This is a genomic window from Tissierella sp. MB52-C2, assembly GCF_030931715.1.
GTDB lineage: Bacteria > Bacillota > Clostridia > Tissierellales > Tissierellaceae > Tissierella.
The window spans coordinates 2,858,859-2,880,539 of sequence record NZ_CP133261.1 but is presented as its reverse complement, the minus strand read 5'-3'; the positions used below and the strand labels follow the sequence as shown (position 1 = coordinate 2,880,539).

At 32.2% G+C, this 21,681-nt stretch carries 16 protein-coding genes; 10 read left to right on the top strand and 6 right to left on the bottom strand.

What is annotated here, in order from left to right:
• Nucleotides 1-98 precede the first annotated feature (98 nt).
• The 6 genes from RBU61_RS14705 to RBU61_RS14680 all read right to left on the bottom strand — a co-directional run bounded on the left by RBU61_RS14705 (nt 99) and on the right by RBU61_RS14680 (nt 8,309).
• Nucleotides 99-1,811, bottom strand: coding sequence for a hypothetical protein (locus tag RBU61_RS14705; RefSeq protein WP_308876275.1), 1,713 nt, complete (start codon nt 1,809-1,811; stop codon nt 99-101).
• Nucleotides 1,812-1,967: 156 nt separating this feature from the next.
• Nucleotides 1,968-2,999 carry an ABC transporter permease gene (locus RBU61_RS14700; protein ID WP_308876274.1) on the bottom strand — a complete coding sequence of 344 codons (1,032 nt, stop codon included), beginning with the start codon at nt 2,997-2,999 and terminating at the stop codon, nt 1,968-1,970.
• Nucleotides 2,996-4,033, bottom strand: coding sequence for an ABC transporter permease (locus RBU61_RS14695; protein ID WP_308876272.1), 1,038 nt, complete (start codon nt 4,031-4,033; stop codon nt 2,996-2,998). The genes RBU61_RS14700 and RBU61_RS14695 overlap by 4 nt, the downstream gene beginning before the upstream one ends.
• Nucleotides 4,034-5,617: a sugar ABC transporter ATP-binding protein gene (locus tag RBU61_RS14690; RefSeq protein ID WP_308876270.1), complete on the bottom strand. Its 1,584-nt coding sequence runs from the start codon at nt 5,615-5,617 to the stop codon at nt 4,034-4,036.
• A gap of 53 nt (nt 5,618-5,670) precedes the next feature.
• Nucleotides 5,671-6,810: a DUF3798 domain-containing protein gene (locus RBU61_RS14685; RefSeq protein WP_308876268.1), complete on the bottom strand. Its 1,140-nt coding sequence runs from the start codon at nt 6,808-6,810 to the stop codon at nt 5,671-5,673.
• A 254-nt stretch (nt 6,811-7,064) separates the two neighbouring features.
• A complete protein-coding gene (locus tag RBU61_RS14680; protein ID WP_308876266.1) occupies nt 7,065-8,309 on the bottom strand; it encodes a hemolysin family protein in 1,245 nt (414 codons plus the stop codon).
• Nucleotides 8,310-8,507: 198 nt separating this feature from the next.
• Between RBU61_RS14680 and RBU61_RS14675 the strand changes: the two genes are divergently transcribed.
• The 10 genes from RBU61_RS14675 (at nt 8,508) to RBU61_RS14630 (ending at nt 21,659) form a co-directional block, all read left to right on the top strand.
• Nucleotides 8,508-10,205, top strand: a complete 1,698-nt coding sequence (locus RBU61_RS14675; RefSeq protein ID WP_308876264.1) for a M3 family oligoendopeptidase — start codon at nt 8,508-8,510, stop codon at nt 10,203-10,205.
• A 131-nt stretch (nt 10,206-10,336) separates the two neighbouring features.
• Entirely contained in the window at nt 10,337-10,690 is a 354-nt protein-coding gene (locus tag RBU61_RS14670; protein ID WP_308876262.1) for a flagellar protein FlaG, read from the top strand.
• Between the two features lie 10 nt (nt 10,691-10,700).
• The gene (gene fliD / locus RBU61_RS14665; RefSeq protein ID WP_308876260.1) at nt 10,701-12,431 is read left to right on the top strand and encodes a flagellar filament capping protein FliD; all 1,731 of its coding nucleotides are present in this window, start codon (nt 10,701-10,703) and stop codon (nt 12,429-12,431) included.
• Between the two features lie 16 nt (nt 12,432-12,447).
• Nucleotides 12,448-12,837 (top strand): flagellar export chaperone FliS, encoded by a 390-nt coding sequence (gene fliS, locus RBU61_RS14660; RefSeq protein ID WP_308876258.1) that lies wholly within the window; start codon nt 12,448-12,450, stop codon nt 12,835-12,837.
• 8 nt (nt 12,838-12,845) lie between these two features.
• A complete protein-coding gene (locus tag RBU61_RS14655) occupies nt 12,846-13,316 on the top strand; it encodes a flagellar export chaperone FlgN (protein WP_308876256.1) in 471 nt (156 codons plus the stop codon).
• 305 nt (nt 13,317-13,621) lie between these two features.
• On the top strand, nt 13,622-14,155 hold the full coding sequence (hpf, locus tag RBU61_RS14650; RefSeq protein WP_308876254.1) for a ribosome hibernation-promoting factor, HPF/YfiA family: 534 nt from the start codon (nt 13,622-13,624) through the stop codon (nt 14,153-14,155).
• A 128-nt stretch (nt 14,156-14,283) separates the two neighbouring features.
• Nucleotides 14,284-17,016 carry a preprotein translocase subunit SecA gene (gene secA, locus RBU61_RS14645; RefSeq protein WP_308876252.1) on the top strand — a complete coding sequence of 911 codons (2,733 nt, stop codon included), beginning with the start codon at nt 14,284-14,286 and terminating at the stop codon, nt 17,014-17,016.
• A 56-nt stretch (nt 17,017-17,072) separates the two neighbouring features.
• Nucleotides 17,073-18,180, top strand: a protein-coding gene (gene prfB / locus RBU61_RS14640) for a peptide chain release factor 2 (protein WP_374212451.1) whose coding sequence is annotated in 2 segments (ribosomal slippage) — nt 17,073-17,147 and nt 17,149-18,180 — 1,107 coding nt in all. Because the reading frame shifts where the segments join, the coding sequence is not laid out codon by codon here.
• 62 nt (nt 18,181-18,242) lie between these two features.
• Nucleotides 18,243-20,342, top strand: a complete 2,100-nt coding sequence (locus RBU61_RS14635) for a Tex family protein (RefSeq protein WP_308879829.1) — start codon at nt 18,243-18,245, stop codon at nt 20,340-20,342.
• A gap of 159 nt (nt 20,343-20,501) precedes the next feature.
• Nucleotides 20,502-21,659 (top strand): amidohydrolase, encoded by a 1,158-nt coding sequence (locus tag RBU61_RS14630; RefSeq protein WP_308876250.1) that lies wholly within the window; start codon nt 20,502-20,504, stop codon nt 21,657-21,659.
• Nucleotides 21,660-21,681: the final 22 nt, after the last annotated feature.

Here is a 21,681-nt window from a genome sequence, read left to right as displayed (position 1 = left end):
GATATTATTATCCTATTTGACTAAAATCTAAATAAATCATATGTAGATGATCCAATCAAAAAGCTGATAACCATTGGGACATTTAGTCCCGATGGTTATCAGCTTTTTTTAAAGGATTCTAAGTGTATTATACTACATTCATGTTTTTTATTGTTTCGCACCTCTAGGAAATTTAATATGATTTTTCCAAGGGATGTTAATTTTATTTCATAATGTGGATAAAGATTACATTTTATAATTCCTAAGAATTGTAAATACATATGATATTCAAAGAAGAAACCAGGATAATTCGTAAAGAATCCTAGTATATTGCTTATTTCATAATTAATATTTTCCTTTAGTGAGGATAAGGATTTAATTAAATTTTTCTTAATATTTTCTAAGGCTGATGAATTATTTATATTGGAAACGTGAGATATAAAATTATTGTTCCAAATATATTGGAAGAACAATGTATATTTATCTTCGTCTCTTAGCCTTAAATAATTAGATCCTTTATTAGATACCAATAGTTTATTTCCATCAATAGACATTAGCCCTAAATAAATGGAGAAGTTATAAAACATATGGATTAAGGGAAAGTCCTGTTGATTAGGCGAAGATTTATCTGTATAATTACCTAATTCTAGAATTTTGTTTATTTCTATAAGGTTTTTCCTCTTAATAAATTTATTTTTCTCCGTCAGCTCCAGGGGTCTATCTAACATATAAAGAATGAATTTATCATAGTCCATTACAAGAGAGATGGAATCCTCATTTAGAAAATCTGATAGAGTATTGGATAACTCCCTATCTATTACAAAGGGAGATTTTATCATTTTAAATTTATCTATAAAGTCAAATCTAGACTCACTGATACTTAATAGCTCCTTATATGCCTCTTTATAATCTACACTTTTGATACTTAGAAACCTTAAATAGTTCTTAAATGTAGATATATATGAGTTTAAATCCTCCTGTGACATTATAAATCCATCATTTATGGCTTCAGTGAAAAAGAAATTTAGGTCTATTTGATCTAAATCATATAGTGTCAAGTCTTCATCGGCTAAATAATACTCAAAGAAGTCGATTAGATTTGCCACATATTTCTTTATCATGGTCTTAGATGTTTTTAAACTTAAGTAAGATTCAAATTCATCTATTTCGTCATATAGAATAGATAAAATATCTTCATCCATTTCCATCGCCTTAAAGATACAGTTTGTATATATTCTATATAGATTTATACTATGTTTTTTTAGATATTTATTCATAGTAAGGTTTGTAGAGCTTAGTCTTATTCTATTGAAGTCAATAAATACTTCTTCTAAAAATGTAGACTTTATAGAAGAAGGTAAGAAGCTAATATCTCCTATGAATGTAATATGCCCTAAAAGATTTCCTACTCTAGCTAGGGCTAAGTCACCGACAGATATATTAGATACAAGGTCTGGTTCCCAAATGTTATATGTTTTATTTTCAAATAGATCAGCTACTTCAATAAACTCCCCTTTAGTATCAAGGATTTCAAAAAGAGAGATATTAGATCTATTTCTTTCATATAATACTTCTTTTTCTTGTGGTGTTAATTTATTAGATTTTTCCTTTAGAAATTTTTCAATAAAGGTTTTGCCATCTTTACCTATGAAATCTATACTTATCCATACATTAAAGGCTATACTGTGCTTTTGTTCTCCAAAATCAGGATAGAAAAACTCCAGTGTATCTAATATGGTTTCATCTTGTATTTCTTCTGATATATAATTTAACAACTTTTTAGTTGCAGACATATCAATTTTTTGTATTTGTTTATAATTAAACTCCGTCATATTTCCCCCCAAAATTTGCTTACCAATAATCCTTTGTTAGAATATATTATATACTATTAAAAGAAGAATTGCACAATAAAAATGTTAATTATAAATTTTGAATTGTAAGTCAAAAGAAAAAAATCTTCTTAAAAAAGAAGATTTTTTTAATTATGGTTAAATATCTGATAACTGGGTCATGGACTTGTTCTTCTCCCAAGCGTGGAGAAGTAATGCTACTCCTATGACTCCATAGGCTATAAATACCCTAAAATATTCACCGATTTGAGCATTACCCATTAGGTTTTGACCTGCAAGGGGAGATATAATAAATAATAGATGGAACAAGAAAGTTCCTATAAATGCCTCTTTCCAAGAAGCTTTATCTACAGAGGCTCCACCTATTAAAAGGGAGGCGACAGCAAATAATCCGACTTGCTCATGGTTACTATAGGTATTTAATGTGCCCATGTTTTGAAGATAAACTATTTGTCCCCAAGCTGCTAATACTGTTGAAATTATAATGGATATAATCCTAGTTCTATCTACATCAATACCAGAAACACTTGCTATATGCATACTTTGTCCGACAGCCCTCATTTCCTGGCCTAATTTAGTTTTAAGGAAGAAGTAAAGACCAATAAATAACAATAAAGTTATTATAAATGTAAATATGGGATATGTTGTAAAGTTACCAAATATAAAGCTATCGAAGGATTTTCTAACTATATTTAAATCTATTGTATTTCTAAGACCAGTTCCTGTAGACATTAACATATTTGGATTACTAAAAGGTATAACTCTACCAGCTAATACTATGAAAACCAGTTGATATATACCATTGGCAAAGAATCCGAGAATCATTGATGTAATCATTTCTTTTCCCTTAGCCTTATTAAGAACTTTCCCAACTAAATAACCGAAGAGTATGGCCACAGGAGTGGAAATCAGCAGTGCAAGAAATAGTCCTCCAATTCCACCTATATTATAATTCATTATAACTATAAGCCCTATTTGTCCAGCCATAGCTCCTAAAACTATACCAAAATTTAGCCCCATACCTGATATAACAGGTATTATAAGGGAAAGAACTAAGATCAAGTTCCTAGAAAGCCTAAAGACCATTTCATTAAAAAGAAAATTAACTGGAAGTCCTGATAAAAAGAAACCACCTAAGCAAAGGACTAAGAATACTATTGGAACCATCATGCGGCTTCACCTGCCTCTCTAGTTAATGCATAAAGGATTATACCGTTACTTATGATAATTCTTATGATTTCAGCCATACTTCCCTCTGAAAGTATATTAATTACAGGAAGTGCTACAACTAATAGCCCCTGAAACAGGAAAGTTCCTATGATTACATGGATTATCTTTGCCTTGTGTAAAGTAGCACCTCCAATCAATATAGATGCAGCAGCAGGGAGAGCCACATATAAAGGTGCATTGTATAATTGTAGGAAGCCAAAGGACTGGCTATATATTATAATACCAATTGCAGCAAGTACTGTAGATAAGATTATACCTAATAATCTTTGTTTATCTACATTTACACCATTTGAAGCAGCAAAGGCTTCAGAACTACCTGCTACTTTCATGGCAGTACCTTTTTTACTCTTTGAGAAAATCCATACAATAGATGCGAGGATTACAAAGGTAAGGATTAGTCCTGTAGGAAAGACTATATTTCCTATTTTAAAAGCTAAGAATTTGTCAAGAACTCCACCCATGGAAGATTCCATAGAAAGAGTAACACGAAGACCTGTTCCACCCATGGCCCAAATTAGCTCTGGGTTTTTAAAGGGAGCCACTAGCCAAAATATACACATAAAAGATACAATAGAGTAGCCAAAGTAGTTACCTACAGTCATTTCCTGTCCCTTTACTTTATTTAGCATCAATCCATATAAATATCCACCAATAATAGCTAGGGGAATGGCAATTGCTAAAGCCACAAATAGACTAGCAAAGCCAGAAAGACCTAGTTCGATACTTACTAAAGCACCAATAAGTCCAAAGATTACTCCAAGGGGTAGATTAAAGTTAACACCTATACCTGATTGGATAGAAGGCACCATGGCCAAAACTAAAATAGCGTTCATACCAAATCTAGTAAAAATATCTTGCCATATACCAGACATGGGAAGTTTTAAAGTGGCTGCTGTAATTAATAATATTATTAAAAATGTGGAAATAATTAGTCTCGGAAAACCTATTTTTTTATATATGTTTTTTATATCCATTTAATTCACCACCTCACTTAAATCTTTTCCAGCCATGGCTAGACCAAAGGCTTCATCAGATGCATCTGGTGGAAGGATGGACTGTACCTTTCCTTCAGCAATTATGGCGATTCTATCTGATATTTGTCTTAGTTCAGCTAATTCACTGGAAGTAATGATTATAGTCATGTTAAGTTCCTTATTTAATCGAACCAATGTATCTAATACTAATTTCTTAGCACCTATATCAATTCCGCGAGTAGGCTCTGATACTAGAAGAATTTCAGGGTTTAACGTAAGCGCACGGGCAATACACACCTTTTGTTGATTGCCACCAGATAAAAATCTTGTATATTGATTGGGTCCTGTACAGCGAATATCTAAATCCTTTATCATTTGCTCTGCGTGGGATTTGATTTCTTTTCCATTAACTAGTTTTAAAGGACCAATATTTTTTATAAATTTTTCTTTAATTTCAAGGGAAGTATAGGCTATGTTAAAATCAATTGACTCATCTAATAAAAGACCAACACCTTTTCTATCTTCGGAAAGAAAAGCCACAGAATGGTTTAACATTTCCCTAGGGTTGTTTAAAGGCATTTCTTCTCCATCTTTTAATATATTTCCTTGAGTCGGGTATAGTCCCATAATTCCATTGGCAATACCTATTTTGCCTTGGCCTGCTAGTCCACCTAAGCCCAGGATTTCACCTTTCTGTATCTTGAGATTAATCCCCTTAACTCTTTCACCAGGCATATTTACATATAAATCTTTTAATTCTAGAAATGGTTTATCATCTAGATTAACAGTGTTTTTATCTGAGGTTTCGAAGGATATTTCCCTACCTACCATGAGTCTAGCCATTTCCAAAATATCTACATCCTTAGTTTCGATGGATTTGACTAAGGAACCATCACGAAGAACAGTAATAGAATCTGTTACCTGTTTGATTTCATCTAGTCTATGGGTAATGAAAAGAATTGCTATTCCCATATCAGATAGTTTTTTTATTACTTCTAAAAACTGTGAGGCTTCAGATTCTGTAAGTACAGCTGTTGGTTCATCTAATATTAAAAGCTTTAGATTTGTTTTATCAATTTCTCTAGCAATTTCAATGAATTGCATATAACCAACAGGTAGCCCCGCTACTGGAAGGTATTCATCTATTGTCATATTTAATTTATTTAATGCTTCTCTGGATTCTTCTTTCATTTTAGGCAAATCCAATTTTTTTAGCTTAGGACCAAGAATTTTAGAAAAAAATGTATCCTTAGTATTTTCACGATTAAGTTTTATATTTTCTGTAATGGTAAATCCAGGTATAAGCATAAATTCTTGATGTACCATACCTATGCCCATTTTCATAGCATCCATGGGAGTCTTAGGCAAATAAGGTTGTCCATCAAAAGTCATATTGCCTTCGAAGCCTCCCGTAGAATGAATAACAGACATACCGAATAATATATTCATCAATGTGGATTTACCAGCTCCATTTTCTCCTAAAAGACCATGGATTTCTCCTTCTTTAATATTAAGAGAAACTCCTTTAAGGACTTGATTTCCTGAATAAGTTTTAGATATATTTTCCATTTGGAGTAAACTCATTTTAACCCTCCTTTAGTTAAAGATAAGGGAGTCGCTTTCACGACTCCTTAGTCTTAAAATGTTTGTGAACCTAGTACAAATAATAAGAAGTTTGGAGTAGCTTCATTGAACTCTGTAACTTTAACCTCATTTTTTGTATCATTAGTTGCTTCTTTCATATAATTAATCATTGCATCTTTATCAAATTTTTCTATTTTACCTTCAGCATATGCTTTAGCATATTCTACACCAGCTTCGATTATAGCTACGTTTGCAGGTCGATTCCAAGTACCGAATCTTCCAGTACCACCTTTTTCGCCTATTTTAGCAGCTATTTGCTCAGATAAGTAATCTAAGTCTCCAGCCTTATCTTTAGGTATTTGAATACCTAAAGCACCTGGATATGCATGGTATGGTGATGGACAGCATTGTTCAGGATAGATTGCACCTGTTTCGAGAGCTTGTTTAATTAAAGGCTCTTGCATTGAACAGTTAGTACTAAAGAAAGCAGTATCTGTTCCATATTTCTCCACTTGTCTTGGAACATCTTCTAATATAAATTGTTGAGCACCCGATGTACCTGCATCAGATGTTGGATCTGGAGCATCAACTTCTACGAATTCAATACCTAACTTATCACAAGTTTCCTTGAAAGCATCTCTCCTAGCAGATAATAATTCCATAGACATATGTCTTGGGAAGGAGTAATGTACAAATGTTTTAGCTCCCATTCGCTGAGCAGTATGAATTATTGATTCACCACGTTGAAGTTGGTCAAGCTCCAGTGCAATATCTGCACGACTTGCAATCACATCAGGATCTTCATGAGGTACACCTAGAATAAATAATATGTCTGGCCTAGTTTCTTTAACCTTGTCTATAGCTGCAGCAGCCCCAGGAACTGCTTGAACAAAAACTATAGCCTTAACATCTGGATCAGCAGCAAGGGTAGCAACCTGTGATATGGTTGTTTCTTGCTCTTGAGAGAACTTGTCTGGATAAGTAATGTGCTTAATCATTTTGCCATATTTAGCAACCATATTCTCACCAGCGCGGAACTCCTCTTCACCTTGAGAGACAGTTCCAGTTACTATACCAATTTTATAATCCACATCGGAAGATGTGTCTCCGCCACTGGATACAGGTTGTTTAGTTCCACAGCCAGCAGTGAATACTAGAATAGCAACTAATAAAAGAATAAACGTCTTTTTCATAATATCTCCCCCTTATTTTTTATATATTTAACTCCATAAAAGGAGATAAATAATCAAAAAAACATAATTAGACAGAATAGGACAATCATTCTGAAAATTCTAATTAAAAAAATTTCTATAAAAATAGCCCTACTAAGAAAGAAGGGCTCATATTGTTCAAAGTTGTAAGTTATTCAATTAAAGCTTTAGTTCAATGTACAGTTTTTACCATTATATTTTAATATTATTATTTTGTCAATAACAATATTCCTACTTTAAGTAAGTATCCTCACTTTTTCGATTCTATTTTTATCGACGTTCTCTATTATAAATTTAATATTTTCATATTCAATAGTTTCATATTCTTCAGGAAAACGGTCAAGGATTCCAATTATAAAACCACCTATGGAATCGAAGTCTTCAGATTCTATAGTAGTTCCTATCATTTCATTAAGAAGATCAAGCTTTGTACTTCCATCTACTAAATATTCGTCTTCACGAATTACCTCTATTTCTTCATGTTCTTCATCGTACTCATCTTTAATTTCTCCAACAATTTCCTCAACTAAATCCTCTGTAGTTACCATACCAGCAGTACCGCCATATTCGTCTAAAATAATGGCCACAGGAATACGTTTTAGCCTCATTTCATCAAATAGTTCTGCTGTAGACTTAAACTCATGAGTAAAGTATGCGGGTCTAATTATATCTCTTAAATTAAAATTATCTTTATGATCTAAGTAAAGTATAAGTTCTTTTACGTGCATTATACCAATTATATCATCTATATCCTCTTCATATACTGGAATTCTAGAGAAATTCTCTTCCTGTAAAAATTCTAATAATTCCTCATAGGTTGAATTGACATTTACTACAGCCATATTAGTTCGTGGAGTCATTACATCTTTGGCTTGAGAGTCGCCAAACTCAAAAACATTATAAATCATCTGTCTTTCGTCTCCTTCTAATACACCTTCTTCAAGACTTACATTCACAATAGTTTTTAATTCTTCCTCTGTAATTAAAGGTTGATTAGAATTTATAGTACCACCTAGCAATCTAACTAGTCCATTTGTTATAAAAGTAAGAACGGTAATGAAAGGCATTAGAATTATGGTAATTAAATGTATAGGCTTAGCAACTTTAATAGAAGTTTTTTCTGAGTTTTGAGCTGCTAAAGATTTTGGAGTTACTTCTCCAAAAATAAGTATGGATATAGTCATAACTATAGTAGATATTAGTGCTCCCTTGGAGCCATAAATATCAACAGCTATGGTAGTAGCCAAGGCAGACGCTCCAATATTTACTATATTATTGCCTATTAAAATGGCACCTAGTAATTTATTTGGATTATCTACAAGCTTATTGATTAGCTTTGCATTTTTTTCATCATCTTCAACCATTTTTCTTAATCTAATTTTACTCAAAGAGACAAGGGCAGTTTCAGATGCAGAGAAAAAGGCAGAAAGCCCGATAAGAATAAATAAAACTATAATTTGTCCAACCGAATCACCAGACAATACTATCACACTCCAAATTATTATTAATAAATAATATAGTAGATAATATTATTCCCTATTATGATTTATCTACTATTTTAAATATAAGTATAATATTAAATCTTTTATGAGTAAAAATCAAGAAATAAAACATTAATATACTAATTTTATGTAATATTTGGTAAAATAATAATTATAACTATTGAGAGGGGGAAAAGTATGTTAAAGTTTAAAGATTTTAAATATGAAAGACCAGACCTAGGTGAGATCACAGATGAATTTAATGAAGCCTTACAAAGATTTAATGAATCCAAAACTTTTGAAGAGCAAAATCAGGTGATGAAAGAGATCAATAAGATAAGAAATCATGTGGATACTATGTCAACTTTAGTAAGCATTAGACATTCCATAGATACAGAAGATGAATTTTATGCAAAGGAAAATGATTTTATAGACGAAAATAGACCAAAGTTTGAAAATTTAGTTTCTAAGTTTTATAAGGAATTGATTAATTCCAAATTTAGAAAGGAATTACAAGAATATTGGGGAAAACAAGTATTCACTTTAGCAGAACTTCAGCTACAAACATTTTCAGAAGATATAATAGAGGACCTTGTGAAGGAAAATAAATTAGTAACAGAATATGATAAATTAATAGCTTCAGCTAAACTTTCCTTTGAAGGAGAAATAAGAAACCTAAGTCAAATGAAACCTTTCCTAGAATCAAAGGATAGAGATATGAGAAAGAAGGCATCAGAAACTACAACAGAATTTTTTAAAGCCAATGAAGCTGAATTCGATAGAATTTATGATGAATTAGTTAAGGTAAGAGATAAAATGGCTAAGGCCTTAGGTTTTACAGATTATGTAGAAATGGGATATAAAAGATTAGGTAGATCTGATTATGATGCAGCTATGGTTAGTAACTATAGAAGGCAAGTATATGAAGATTTAGTTCCAGTGGCGGCAGAATTAAAGGATAGACAGAGAAAGAGATTAGATCTTAAGGAAATGAAGTATTATGACGAACCATTGGAATATACAACGGGAAATGCAACTCCAAAGGGAGATGCAGATTGGATTATAGAAAATGGAAAGAAAATGTATAAGGAGTTATCTCCTGAAACAGATGAATTTTTTAATTTTATGTTAGATAGAGAATTGTTAGATTTAGTTAGCAAGAATGGAAAAATGGCAGGTGGATATTGTACTATTATCCCAGATTACAAATCACCATTTATATTTTCAAATTTTAATGGTACATCTGGAGATATAGATGTATTGACCCATGAGGCAGGTCATGCATTCCAAACATATATGAGCATGGGATTAGAACTTCCTGAATATGGATTTCCAACATTGGAGGCTTGTGAAATTCACTCAATGAGTATGGAGTTCATCACATGGCCATGGATGGAACTTTTCTTCCAAGATGAAGTAGAAAAATATAAGTTTAGTCATTTATCAGGAGCAGTTACATTTATACCATATGGAGTAACTGTAGATGAGTTCCAGCATTATGTATATCAAAATCCAACAGCAACATCAGAGGAGAGAAAGGCTAAATGGAGAGATATAGAAGGTAAGTACTTACCATTTAGGGATTATGCAGATAATGATTTTCTAAGCAAAGGAACATATTGGTTTAGACAAGGGCATATATTTAGCAGTCCATTTTACTATATAGACTATACTTTAGCTCAAGTATGTGCATTCCAATTTTGGATAAAAATAAGAGAGGATAAGAAAAAGGCTTGGGAAGATTATCTAAGACTTTGCAAAGCTGGAGGAAGTAAGCCTTTCCTAGAATTAGTAGACTTAGCTAATTTAGAAAATCCTTTTAGAGACGGAACAATTAAAAGAGTAGTAGGTCCTATTAAAGATTGGTTAGATGGCGTAGACGATAGCAGTTTTTAATATAATAGATAGCTCCGATTTTTGATGTTTGATATCAGAAATCGGAGTTATTTATTTTCCTTATATTTGTTAAAGTAAAGGCTTTTATTAGCCGATATAGTAAATAGAAGAGGATAAGAGGGGGAAATACAATGCAAATATCTAATGTAAGTCAAAGAACTAATCAGATGCAAAATAATATAACCATGAATAGCAGCAATGACATTGCGGCAAGAAAAGGGAAGCTTGACGAACCAGTTCAAATGGGAAATAAAAGTATTTCAGAGGAAGATGTAATAGGTTTAATAGAAAAGGCAAATAAAGATTTTATAATATATGATAGAAGATTTGAATTTTCAATACATGAAAAGACTAAACAAATAATGGTTAAAGTCATAGATGTAACAACAGATGAAGTAATTAGAGAACTTCCACCAGAGAAGATACTAGATATTGTAGCATCTATGTGGGAAGTTGCTGGGATAATAGTGGATAAAAAAATATAGGGGTGATTTTATGAGTTTAAGAATACCAGGATTAGCATCAGGTATGGATACAGATATGATGGTTGAAAGTATGATGAAAGCAGAGAGATTAAAGGTCAGCAGATATGAACAATCTAGACAAATATCCTTATGGAGACAAGAAGCATACAATAGTATGAACAAGATGTTTGCTAACTTTATATTGAATACTAAGAAGGAATTGGGTTTAAATAAGACAACTAGTACAGGAGCAATATTTGGAAGTTCTTATAAAAATTTGGATTATGTTAGAAAAGCTATATCATCTAATGAGAATGTGGCTACTGTAAAATCTGGTAAGGATACTGTTAATGGAAGCTATAGTATTAAGGTGGAGAGCCTAGCTTCATCGGGCAGTTTTGCCAGTGCTTATATGAAAGATGAACAAGATAAACTTGTGGATGGAATGACTTTTACAATAAATGGACAAGAGATTAAAGTAAACGCATCTGGAGAAAATGTTACAATGTCAGATGTTGTAAAGGCAATTAATGCTAAAACAGAAGACACAAAAGTAACTGCTTTTTATGATTCTAATAATGGAAGAATATTTATGCAGAATACAACAACTGGAAAAGATAGCACAATTGACATTGAAGTAACTACTGATACTGATGGAGAAAGTTTCGTTAAGGCACTTAAAAATACTACCGCTAAATCGATAGATGGAAAAGTATTTGAAGGTGCAAATTTAGAAAATTTAAATGGTGAAAATGCTAAAATCAAATATAATGGAGTAACACTAGAGTACTCTTCTAACAATATAAATTTAAACGGGTTAGATATCGAACTTAAAGCAGAAGGTACTACTAATATAAATGTAGATACCAATGTAGATGGTATATTCGATAAAATTACAAAGCTTATAGATGATTATAACAATCTAGTGGATATGGCATCAGGTGCCATAAGTGAAAAAAGATACTCAGACTATCAGCCTTTATCTCAAGACGAGAAAAAAGCAATGCACGAAGATGATGTAAAGCTATGGACAGAAAAAGCAAAATCAGGTATGCTAAATAGAGATGAAAACCTTACTAGAATTCTTCAAACTGTAAGAAATGATTTATACAGGACTTTAGAGACCGAGGGTAACTTTAAACATATTACACAAATAGGTATAAGCACTGAAAAGTACGCTAAAGGATCAGCAGGTGGTAAACTTCAAATAGACGAAGATAAGCTTAGAAAAGCAATTATGGAAGATCCAGAGGGAGTTATGGAGTTGCTATTTAAGGAAGTCCCGTCAAAGCCTGGCAAACCAAATAAACCGAATCCTGTTGAAAAAGAAGGATTATCAGAGGAAGAACTTGCTAAAGCTATGGAGGATTATAATAAGGACTTAAAATTATACAATGAAGCATTACGTAAATATGAAAAAGAGAATAAAGAATATTTGAAGAAAAATAATGGTATATTCACTACTGTCTACGATAATCTAATAGATGGAATGAAATCTATCATAAACAAGTCTGGTCCAGGAGAAGATGCTGATTTACTTAGAACTGTAAATCCATTTATGTTGACAGATTTTGTAACTTCGAAATCAAGTATATCAGACTTAGATAAAGAAGTAAGTGAAATGGATAGGAGAATAGACAATTTAAATATATTACTTGCAAGAAAAGAACAATCATATTATGCTAAATTTGCAAGTATGGAAAAGGCGCTGGCTCAAATGAATAGCCAAAGTGGCTGGATAGGGCAGCAGTTAATGAAATAATTAAGGAGAGAAGATAATGTCATATGATGCATTAAATAAGTACAAACAAAATAGTATATTGACAGCGACTCCAGAAGAACTTACTCTCATGTTATATGATGGTGCAATTAAGTTTATGAATATTGGGAAGTATAGTATAGAAAATAAGGAATTAGAAAAGGCACATACTTCACTGGTAAGAGCACAGGATATAATTATAGAATTAAACTATTCTTTAGATATGAATCAAGAAATATCTAAGGGATTAAGGGAGCTATATGAATTTGTTTTATCAAAGTTGGTAGATGCAAATATAAATAAGGATATCAAACCTATAGATGAAGCGCTTGATATAGTAAGTGAAATGCGAGATACATGGAGAGAAGTTGTAAAACAGATAAAACAAAAAGTTTATCAGGCTAAGTAGGTGTGGAAATGACTTATGATAATGTAAAAAGAATGATAGAACTTTCAAAAGAAAAAAAATCTATCTTAAATGAGATTCTAGAAATTACTAAATTACAAAAGGATTTCATTGAAAATGAACAAATGGAAGAATTAAATGAAGCACTATTAACAAAAGAGAAGTTAATAGAAAAAATAGATATTATAGATAAGGAATTTCTAAATCTATATAATCAAATAAAAATGGAAGAACAGATAACCAGCTTAGATAAAATCGATATACAAAAATATTCCAATATAAAATCTTTAAAAGAGATTGTCTCAGAAATAAATACAATATTAAATAATATATCGATTATAGATAAGAATAATACAACAAAGATGAAATCCAATGTGGATAAGATAAAGTCAGATTTAAAACAGGTAAAGGAAGCTAAAAGAGCGTATAAGGGATATAACTACGAAGCAGTGGGAAGTATGCTAATAGATGAAAAAAAATAGAAAGGTTAGCCTTTCTATTTTTTTATCAATTTATCCACCACTTGTCCATAATGTATCCACAGGTAAAAACAGTTAAAATTAGATTATAGACAGTTTTGCACAGGTTTATACACATTATCCACAGAAAACATCATGTTAATTGTTGGTTATTGATTTCAAAATGTTGATTATTTATACATATTGTGGATAAACTTGATTAATTTTTAATTTTAATAATTTTTAATTTTGTTATTATATTAATTTTGCGGGTATAATAATACTATAGACAATATAAGCATATAGCTTATATGAAAGGAGTTGGGTTTATGATATTAAAATTTACTGGAAAAAACATGGAAATAACAGATGCTTTAAGAGATGTGACAGAGAAAAAGTTAGGTAAATTGGACAAGTATTTCCAACAAAATATCGAAGGTAATGTAACATTCAGTTCAGAAAAGAACAGAAAGATTATTGAGGTAACCATAAACCTACCTGGCACTATTATTAGGGCAGAAGAGGCAACAGAAGATATGTATGCATCTATTGATAAATCTGTAGATGTATTAGAAAGGCAAATAAGAAAGCATAAGACAAAGCTACAAAAAAGACTTTACAATAATGAAACCATTAGATTTGAAAATATAGTACCTTTGCAGAGTGAAGATGATATTGAAAAGCCAAAGCTAGTTAGAAGGAAAAAATTTGGACTAAAGCCAATGTCATCTGAAGAGGCAATATTGCAAATGGAACTACTGGGACATAATTTCTTTGTATTTATGGATGGAGAAAATGAAGATGTAAGAGTGGTTTACAAGAGAAAAGATGGAAATTATGGAATAATAGAACCAGAAATTTAATATAGATTGGGAAAAGCAGGAGTATATCCTGCTTTTTCTATGTCTATCTTAATAGTTGAAAGAAAATTAAATAAATGTTAAAATAATATGATGGTTATTATATTGAAGGTTGAAAGGTGTGGTTTGAAGTGGCAAGCCTATTTGATAAAATATTTGGAACGTACAGTGATAGGGAAATAAAAAAGATTAACCATCTAGTAGATAAGATAATATCTTTAGATGAGGATATGCAAAAATTAACAGACGAACAACTAAAAGGAAAGACTATAGAATTTAAGAATAGACTAAATAATGGTGAGACTTTGGACGATATTTTACCAGAAGCTTTTGCAGTAGTAAGAGAAGCATCTTATAGAGTAATAGGCCTAAAACATTTTAAAGTGCAGTTAATAGGTGGTATTATCCTACATCAAGGTAGAATTTCAGAAATGAAAACTGGTGAAGGTAAGACTTTAGTGGCTACTTTACCAGCGTATCTAAATGCTTTAACAGGTAAAGGTGTTCATATAATCACAGTAAATGATTATTTGGCCAAAAGAGATAAGGAATGGATGGGTAAGGTTCACGAATTCTTAGGCCTTACAGTGGGTTGTATTGTCCATGGTATAAATAACCTAGAAAGAAAAGCAGCTTATAATTGTGATATTACTTATGGTACAAACAATGAATTTGGTTTTGACTATCTTAGGGACAATATGGTTATCTATAAAGAGGAAATGGTTCAGAGACATTTATATTATGCCATAGTAGATGAGGTAGATAGTATTTTAGTAGATGAGGCTAGAACTCCTCTTATAATTTCAGGGGCTGGAGACAAATCTACTAAGCTTTATGAAGTTGCCGATAATTTCGTAAGAACTCTAACTAGTAGAAAATTAGATCCAAATGAAGACAAACCAGATCCATTTAATAGAGAGATTAAAGAAGAAACTGTAGATTATTTAATAGATGAAAAAGCTAGGTCCTGTTCTATTACTGAAAAAGGTACTGAAAAAGCTGAGTCCTTTTTTGGTATAGAAAACTTATCAGATATGGACAATATGGAAGTAGCTCACCATGTTAACCAAGCATTAAAGGCTAACTCCGTAATGAAAAGAGATATTGACTATGTAGTAAAAGATGGAGAAGTAATCATAGTAGATGAGTTTACAGGAAGACTTATGTATGGTAGAAGATATAGTGATGGTCTTCATCAAGCCATAGAAGCAAAGGAAAGATTAAATGTAAAATCTGAATCAAAGACTTTAGCAACTATTACATTCCAAAACTACTTTAGAATGTATGACAAATTATCCGGTATGACTGGTACCGCTAAAACTGAGGAATCAGAGTTTAGAGAAATATATGATATGGACGTAGTGGAAATCCCTACTAACAGACCAATAGCTAGGGCAGATTTAGCTGATGTTATTTATCGTAATGAAGAAGCTAAATTCAGAGCAGTAGTTAGGGAGATAAAGGAGAAACACGCCACTGGTCAACCAATATTAGTTGGTACCATATCTATTGAAAGATCTGAAATACTTTCAAAACTTCTTAAAAAAGAAGGAGTACCTCATGAAGTATTAAATGCTAAACAACATGAGAGAGAGGCAGAAATAGTTGCTCAGGCAGGTAGATATGGTTCAGTTACCATAGCTACTAATATGGCTGGTAGAGGTACAGATATTACCTTAGGTGGTAATCCAGGATTCCTTGCAAAGCTGGAGATGAAAAAGAAAGGATTTAATGATGAAATCCTAGGTATTGTAGATGGTTTCTACTATGGTGATGATGAGGAAATTTTAGAAGCAAGAGATATATATAAAAAATTATATGATAAATATAAGATTCAAACTGATGAAGAAAATAAAAAAGTAATAGAAGCAGGTGGACTTCATATAATTGGTACAGAAAGACATGAGTCAAGACGTATAGATAACCAGTTAAGAGGTCGTGCTGGTAGACAGGGAGACCCTGGTTCTTCAAGATTTTATATATCCTTAGAAGATGATTTAATGAGGCTATTTGGCGGAGAAAGAATAATGAATTTAATTACTACCCTGAAGATGCCTGAAGACGAACCGCTAGAACATTCTATGTTGACTAAATCCATAGAAAATGCTCAAAGAAAAGTAGAGAGCAACAACTTTGCCATTAGAAAACACGTATTAAAATATGATGATGTAATGAATAAGCAAAGAGAAGTTATCTATGGAGAGAGAAGAAAGGTATTAGAAGGAGAGAATATTCGTTCTCATATTCAAGAAATGATTAAATCCTTAGTAACAGACAATGTAGAGATGTATACTAGTCAAAGTAAATATCCAGAAGAGTGGGATATGGAAGGATTAGAAAATTATTTAATAAATCTCTTTAGTTTTGATAAAGGATTTTTATCATTTGATGACATAGAAAGCCTTACTAAGGAAGATTTAATAAATAAGATAATGGAAATAGCTGAAGAAAAATATAGGGCTAAGGAAACGGAATTTGGTGAAGAAAGATTTAGAGAAGTAGAAAGGGTAATTCTGCTTCAAATAGTAGATAGTAAGTGGATGGATCATATAGATGCCATGGATCAATTTAGACAGGGAATTGGACTTAGAGCCTATGGACAAGAGGATCCAGTTCGTGCATATCAAAATGAAGGCTATGATATGTTTAACGAAATGACTCATAGTATTTGGGAAGACACAGTAAGGCTTTTATATGGGGTACAAAGTCCAGAAAAAGTTCAAAGAAAGAAAGTAGCAGAGCCTATATCTACTAATGCTGATCAAATAAATACAACTATAGTGAATAAGGAATCAAAAATAGGCAGAAACGATCCTTGTCCTTGTGGCAGTGGCAAGAAGTATAAAAAATGTTGTGGACAATAAAAAGTAGTAAATAGTGAATAGGTATCAGTAGTTCACTAAAAAAATGAGGTGATATATTGCAAGATATTTATTTAGATAAAGAAAGACTTCATGATATAAAAGATATGGTTAAAGAATTAGGTGTTTCACTTTGACATTGAGGGGCTAAGGGAGAAAGGGCTTGATTTGGAGCAGAAATCCTATGAAGAGGATTTTTGGAAAGATGTGGATACTGCACAAAAAACTATGCAAGAAATTAAGGCCCTTAAAAATCAGATAGAAGAATATGAAGGGTTGATAAATTCCATAGAGGATTTAGAAGCCCTTATGGATTTAGTCCTAGAAGAAGAAGCCTATGATATGTATAAAGAAATAGAAAAAGGGCTTGATGACATAGCTGAAGAGGCAGACAAATTTAAGTTAAATACTTTGCTTTCAGGAGAATTTGATAAAAACAATGCTATTCTTTCTATACATTCAGGAGCTGGAGGACTTGAGGCTCAAGATTGGGCTGAAATGCTTTTAAGGCTATATAGAAGATGGGCAGAAGGTAAAGGATTTGGAGTTGAAACACTAGACCTTTTAGCTGATACAGAAGGCGGTATAAAATCTGTGACTCTTCTTATTAAAGGATATAATGCCTATGGATATTTGAAGTCAGAAAAGGGAGTCCATAGATTAGTGCGAATATCCCCCTTTGATTCAGCAGGTAAAAGACATACTTCCTTTGCAAGTATTGATGTATACCCTGAAATAGAAGGTGAAGTAAATATTGAAATAAGTGCTTCCGATTTAAAGATAGATACCTATAGGGCTGGTGGTGCTGGTGGGCAGCACGTTAATACTACAGATTCTGCCGTAAGGATAACTCATATTCCTACTGGAATTGTAGTTCAATGTCAAAATGAACGTTCACAGACTACAAATAGACAAACAGCTATGAATATGCTAAAGGCTAAGCTTATTCAATTAAAGGAAGAAGAACAAAAAGAAAAGATTGAAGACTTACAGGGAAGCTATAGCCAAATAGCTTGGGGGTCTCAAATAAGATCTTATGTATTCCATCCTTATAGTATGGTGAAAGATCATAGAACAAATATGGAAGTTGGAGATGTATATGGAGTAATGGATGGAGATATAGATATTTTTATAAATGAATATTTAAAACAAAAATCCCTTTCATAGAAGGGATTTTGACTTTTATGGAGAATAATAGATATAGTAAATTAATTGAAGGGAAGATGGATATGGATATTTTAAAAGTACTTACTGATGAGTTTAAACTAAAACCTTTTCAGGTAAAAAACACAGTGGAATTATTAGATGAAGGTAATACCATACCTTTTATAGCCAGATATAGAAAGGAACAAACTGGAGAATTACAGGATATGGTTATTAGAGATTTATCCAATAGACTTACATATTTGAGAAATTTAGAAGCCAGAAAAGAAGAAGTTATTAGATTAATTGATGAACAAGGAAAATTAACAGATGAACTAAAAAATGATATTCTAACATCAGATACATTACAAAGAATAGATGATTTATATAGACCATTTAGGCCAAAGAGAAGGACTAGGGCAACTATTGCTAAGGAAAAGGGACTTGAACCTCTTGCAGATATTATTTTCAATCAAACTTTAAATGGTGAACAATTTAGAGAATCCATTGTTGCTTTCGTAGATGAAGAAAAAGGAGTAAATAACGAAGATGAGGCCTTGGCAGGAGCCATGGATATTATTGCAGAAATAGTATCAGATGATGCTAATAATAGGGAATTTATTAAGAAAATCATAAATAATAAGGGGATTTTAACTACAGATGCAGTAGATAAAGAAGAAAAAACTGTATATGAGATGTATTATGATTATAAAGAGCCTGTAAAATCAGTGGCTAACCATAGAATATTGGCCATAAATAGAGGAGAAAAGGATAAGAAGCTAAAGGTAAGTTTAGATATGGATGGAGTAGATTTGGCTGAACTATTAATCGAAAGATTAGTGAAGGATAAAAACAAGGACACTGCCTCATATATACAAAGAGCCATAGAAGATGGATATAAGAGACTTTTATTTCCTTCATTAGAAAGAGAAATAAGGAACAATTTAACTGAAAGGGCAGAAGAAGAAGCCATAAAAGTATTTGCATTAAATCTAACACCATTAATTATGCAGCCACCTATTAAGGGGAAAAATGTAATGGCCATAGACCCGGGATTTAGAACTGGATGTAAAGTTGCAGTAGTAGATGAAACAGGGAAGATGATGAGTTATACTACAGTATATCCTACAGAGCCTCAAAATAAAGTGGAAGAAACAAAATCTAAATTAAAGGATCTAATTAAAGAATATAATGTAGAATTGATTTCCATCGGAAATGGTACAGCTTCTCGTGAAACTGAAATGGTAGTAGCTGAAATGTTAAAAGAAATAGATAAAGAAATATCTTATATAATAGTCAGTGAAGCAGGTGCATCTATTTATTCTGCATCAGAAGTAGGTATAAAGGAATTTCCAGACTTAGATGTATCTATTAGAGGGGCAGTATCCATTGGTAGAAGATTACAAGATCCAATGGCAGAATTAGTAAAAATAGAACCAAGACATATAGGGGTAGGTCAATATCAGCATGATTTAAATCAAGGCAAACTTGATGAGGCTTTGACTGGAGTTGTTGAGGATTGTGTAAATACTGTTGGAGTAGATCTAAATACTGCCAGTTCATCTTTACTAAAGTATGTAGCTGGAATATCCACTAGGGTTGCCAATAGCTTAGTTAAGGCTAGGGAAGAAAAGGGTAAGTTTAGTAATAGAAAAGAACTTCTTAAGGTGAAAGGATTAGGGGAAAAGACATTTATCCAATGTGCAGGGTTCTTGCGTATTCCAGGCGGAGATAATCCATTGGATAATACGGGAGTCCATCCAGAGTCTTATGAAGTAGCAGAAAAACTATTAAAGATGGATTATACTAAGGAAGAAATAGAAAAAATAGCAGAAGAGTTAAATGTAGGAGTACCTACTCTTGAGGATATAATCAAGGAATTGGAAAAACCAGGGAGAGATCCAAGGGATGAGATGCCAAAGCCTATTTTAAGACAGGATGTACTTAAGATTGAGGACTTAAAAGAAGGCATGGAGCTAAATGGAACCATAAGAAATGTAGTGGATTTTGGTGCATTTGTAGATATAGGAGTAAAAGAGGATGGATTAGTGCATATATCACAGCTTTCCAATAAATTTATAAAACATCCTAAGGAAGTAGTTAAAGTAGGAGATGTGGTTAAGGTTAGGATAATAGAAGTAGATATGGAAAGAGGTAGAATTGCATTAAGTATGAAGGAAGTTTAAAAGCAGTGAATAGTTAAAGACAGTGAAGAAGGTTTGCTATCCTAAGTGTAACGAAGGATCAGATGTTTTTCCTGTCTTTTAAATAATTATTGAATTATCGAAATATTATATATATAATATTACTTAGAGTAACGAAATAAAAAATAGGGGGAAATTATAATGGTATTTATTAAAAATGGTACAATATATACTATGGCAGGAGAAGTAATAGAAAATGGTTCAATCCTTATAAAAGAGGGTAAGATAGTAGAAGTAGGGAAAGACATTATTGCTCCATTAGATGCAGAGATAATTGATGCAGAAGGCAGGATGGTAACTCCGGGATTCATAGATGCCCATTGTCATTTAGGTATGTGGGAAGAAGGCATAGGATTTGAAGGTAGTGATGGAAATGAAATGACAGATCCTGTAACTCCACATATGAGAGCTATTGATGGGATTAATCCTATGGATATTTCCTTTAGGGAAGCCTATGAAGGAGGAGTAACTACTGCCGTAACTGGTCCAGGTAGTGCTAATGTAATAGGTGGTACTTTTGTAGCCATAAAGACTTATGGTAATAGAATAGATAATATGATTATAAAAAATCCTATTGCTATGAAAATTGCCTTTGGTGAGAATCCAAAAAGAGTATATAATGGACAAAATAAAACTCCTATGACTAGAATGGCAACAGCTGCCATACTTAGGGATACATTATTTAAGGCAAAATCTTATATGGAAAAAAAGGAAAAAGCAGAAGAAACGTCAAAGATGCCTGATTACGATATAAAAATGGAAGCATTAATACCAGTACTCAAAAAAGAAATTCCTTTAAAGGCCCATGCTCATAGAGCTGATGATATATTTACGTCCCTTAGAATAGCTAAGGAGTTTGATGTAAATATTACATTAGATCATTGTACAGAGGGGCATTTAATAGTTGATGAACTAGTGAAAGAAGGAAAGCCAGCCATAGTAGGACCAACATTCGGCAATAGATCTAAATTTGAATTACAAAATAAATCCTTTGATACTCCAAGGGTATTAACTGAAGCAGGAGTTAAGGTTGCCATAACTACAGACTCACCAGTAATTCCTTTACAACACCTACCATTATGTGCAGGATTAGCTCATAACGCAGGACTTTCTGAAATAGATGCATTAAAGGCAATTACAATAAATCCAGCAGAAATAGTAGGATTACAAGATAGAATAGGAAGTATAGAAGTAGGAAAAGATGCAGATATAGCAATATTTGATGGAAACCCTATTAAAGATATAGACGCTAAGACTTATGTTACAATAATCAATGGAGAAATAGTTTATAAAAGATAAAAGATAATAGATTGACCTAAGG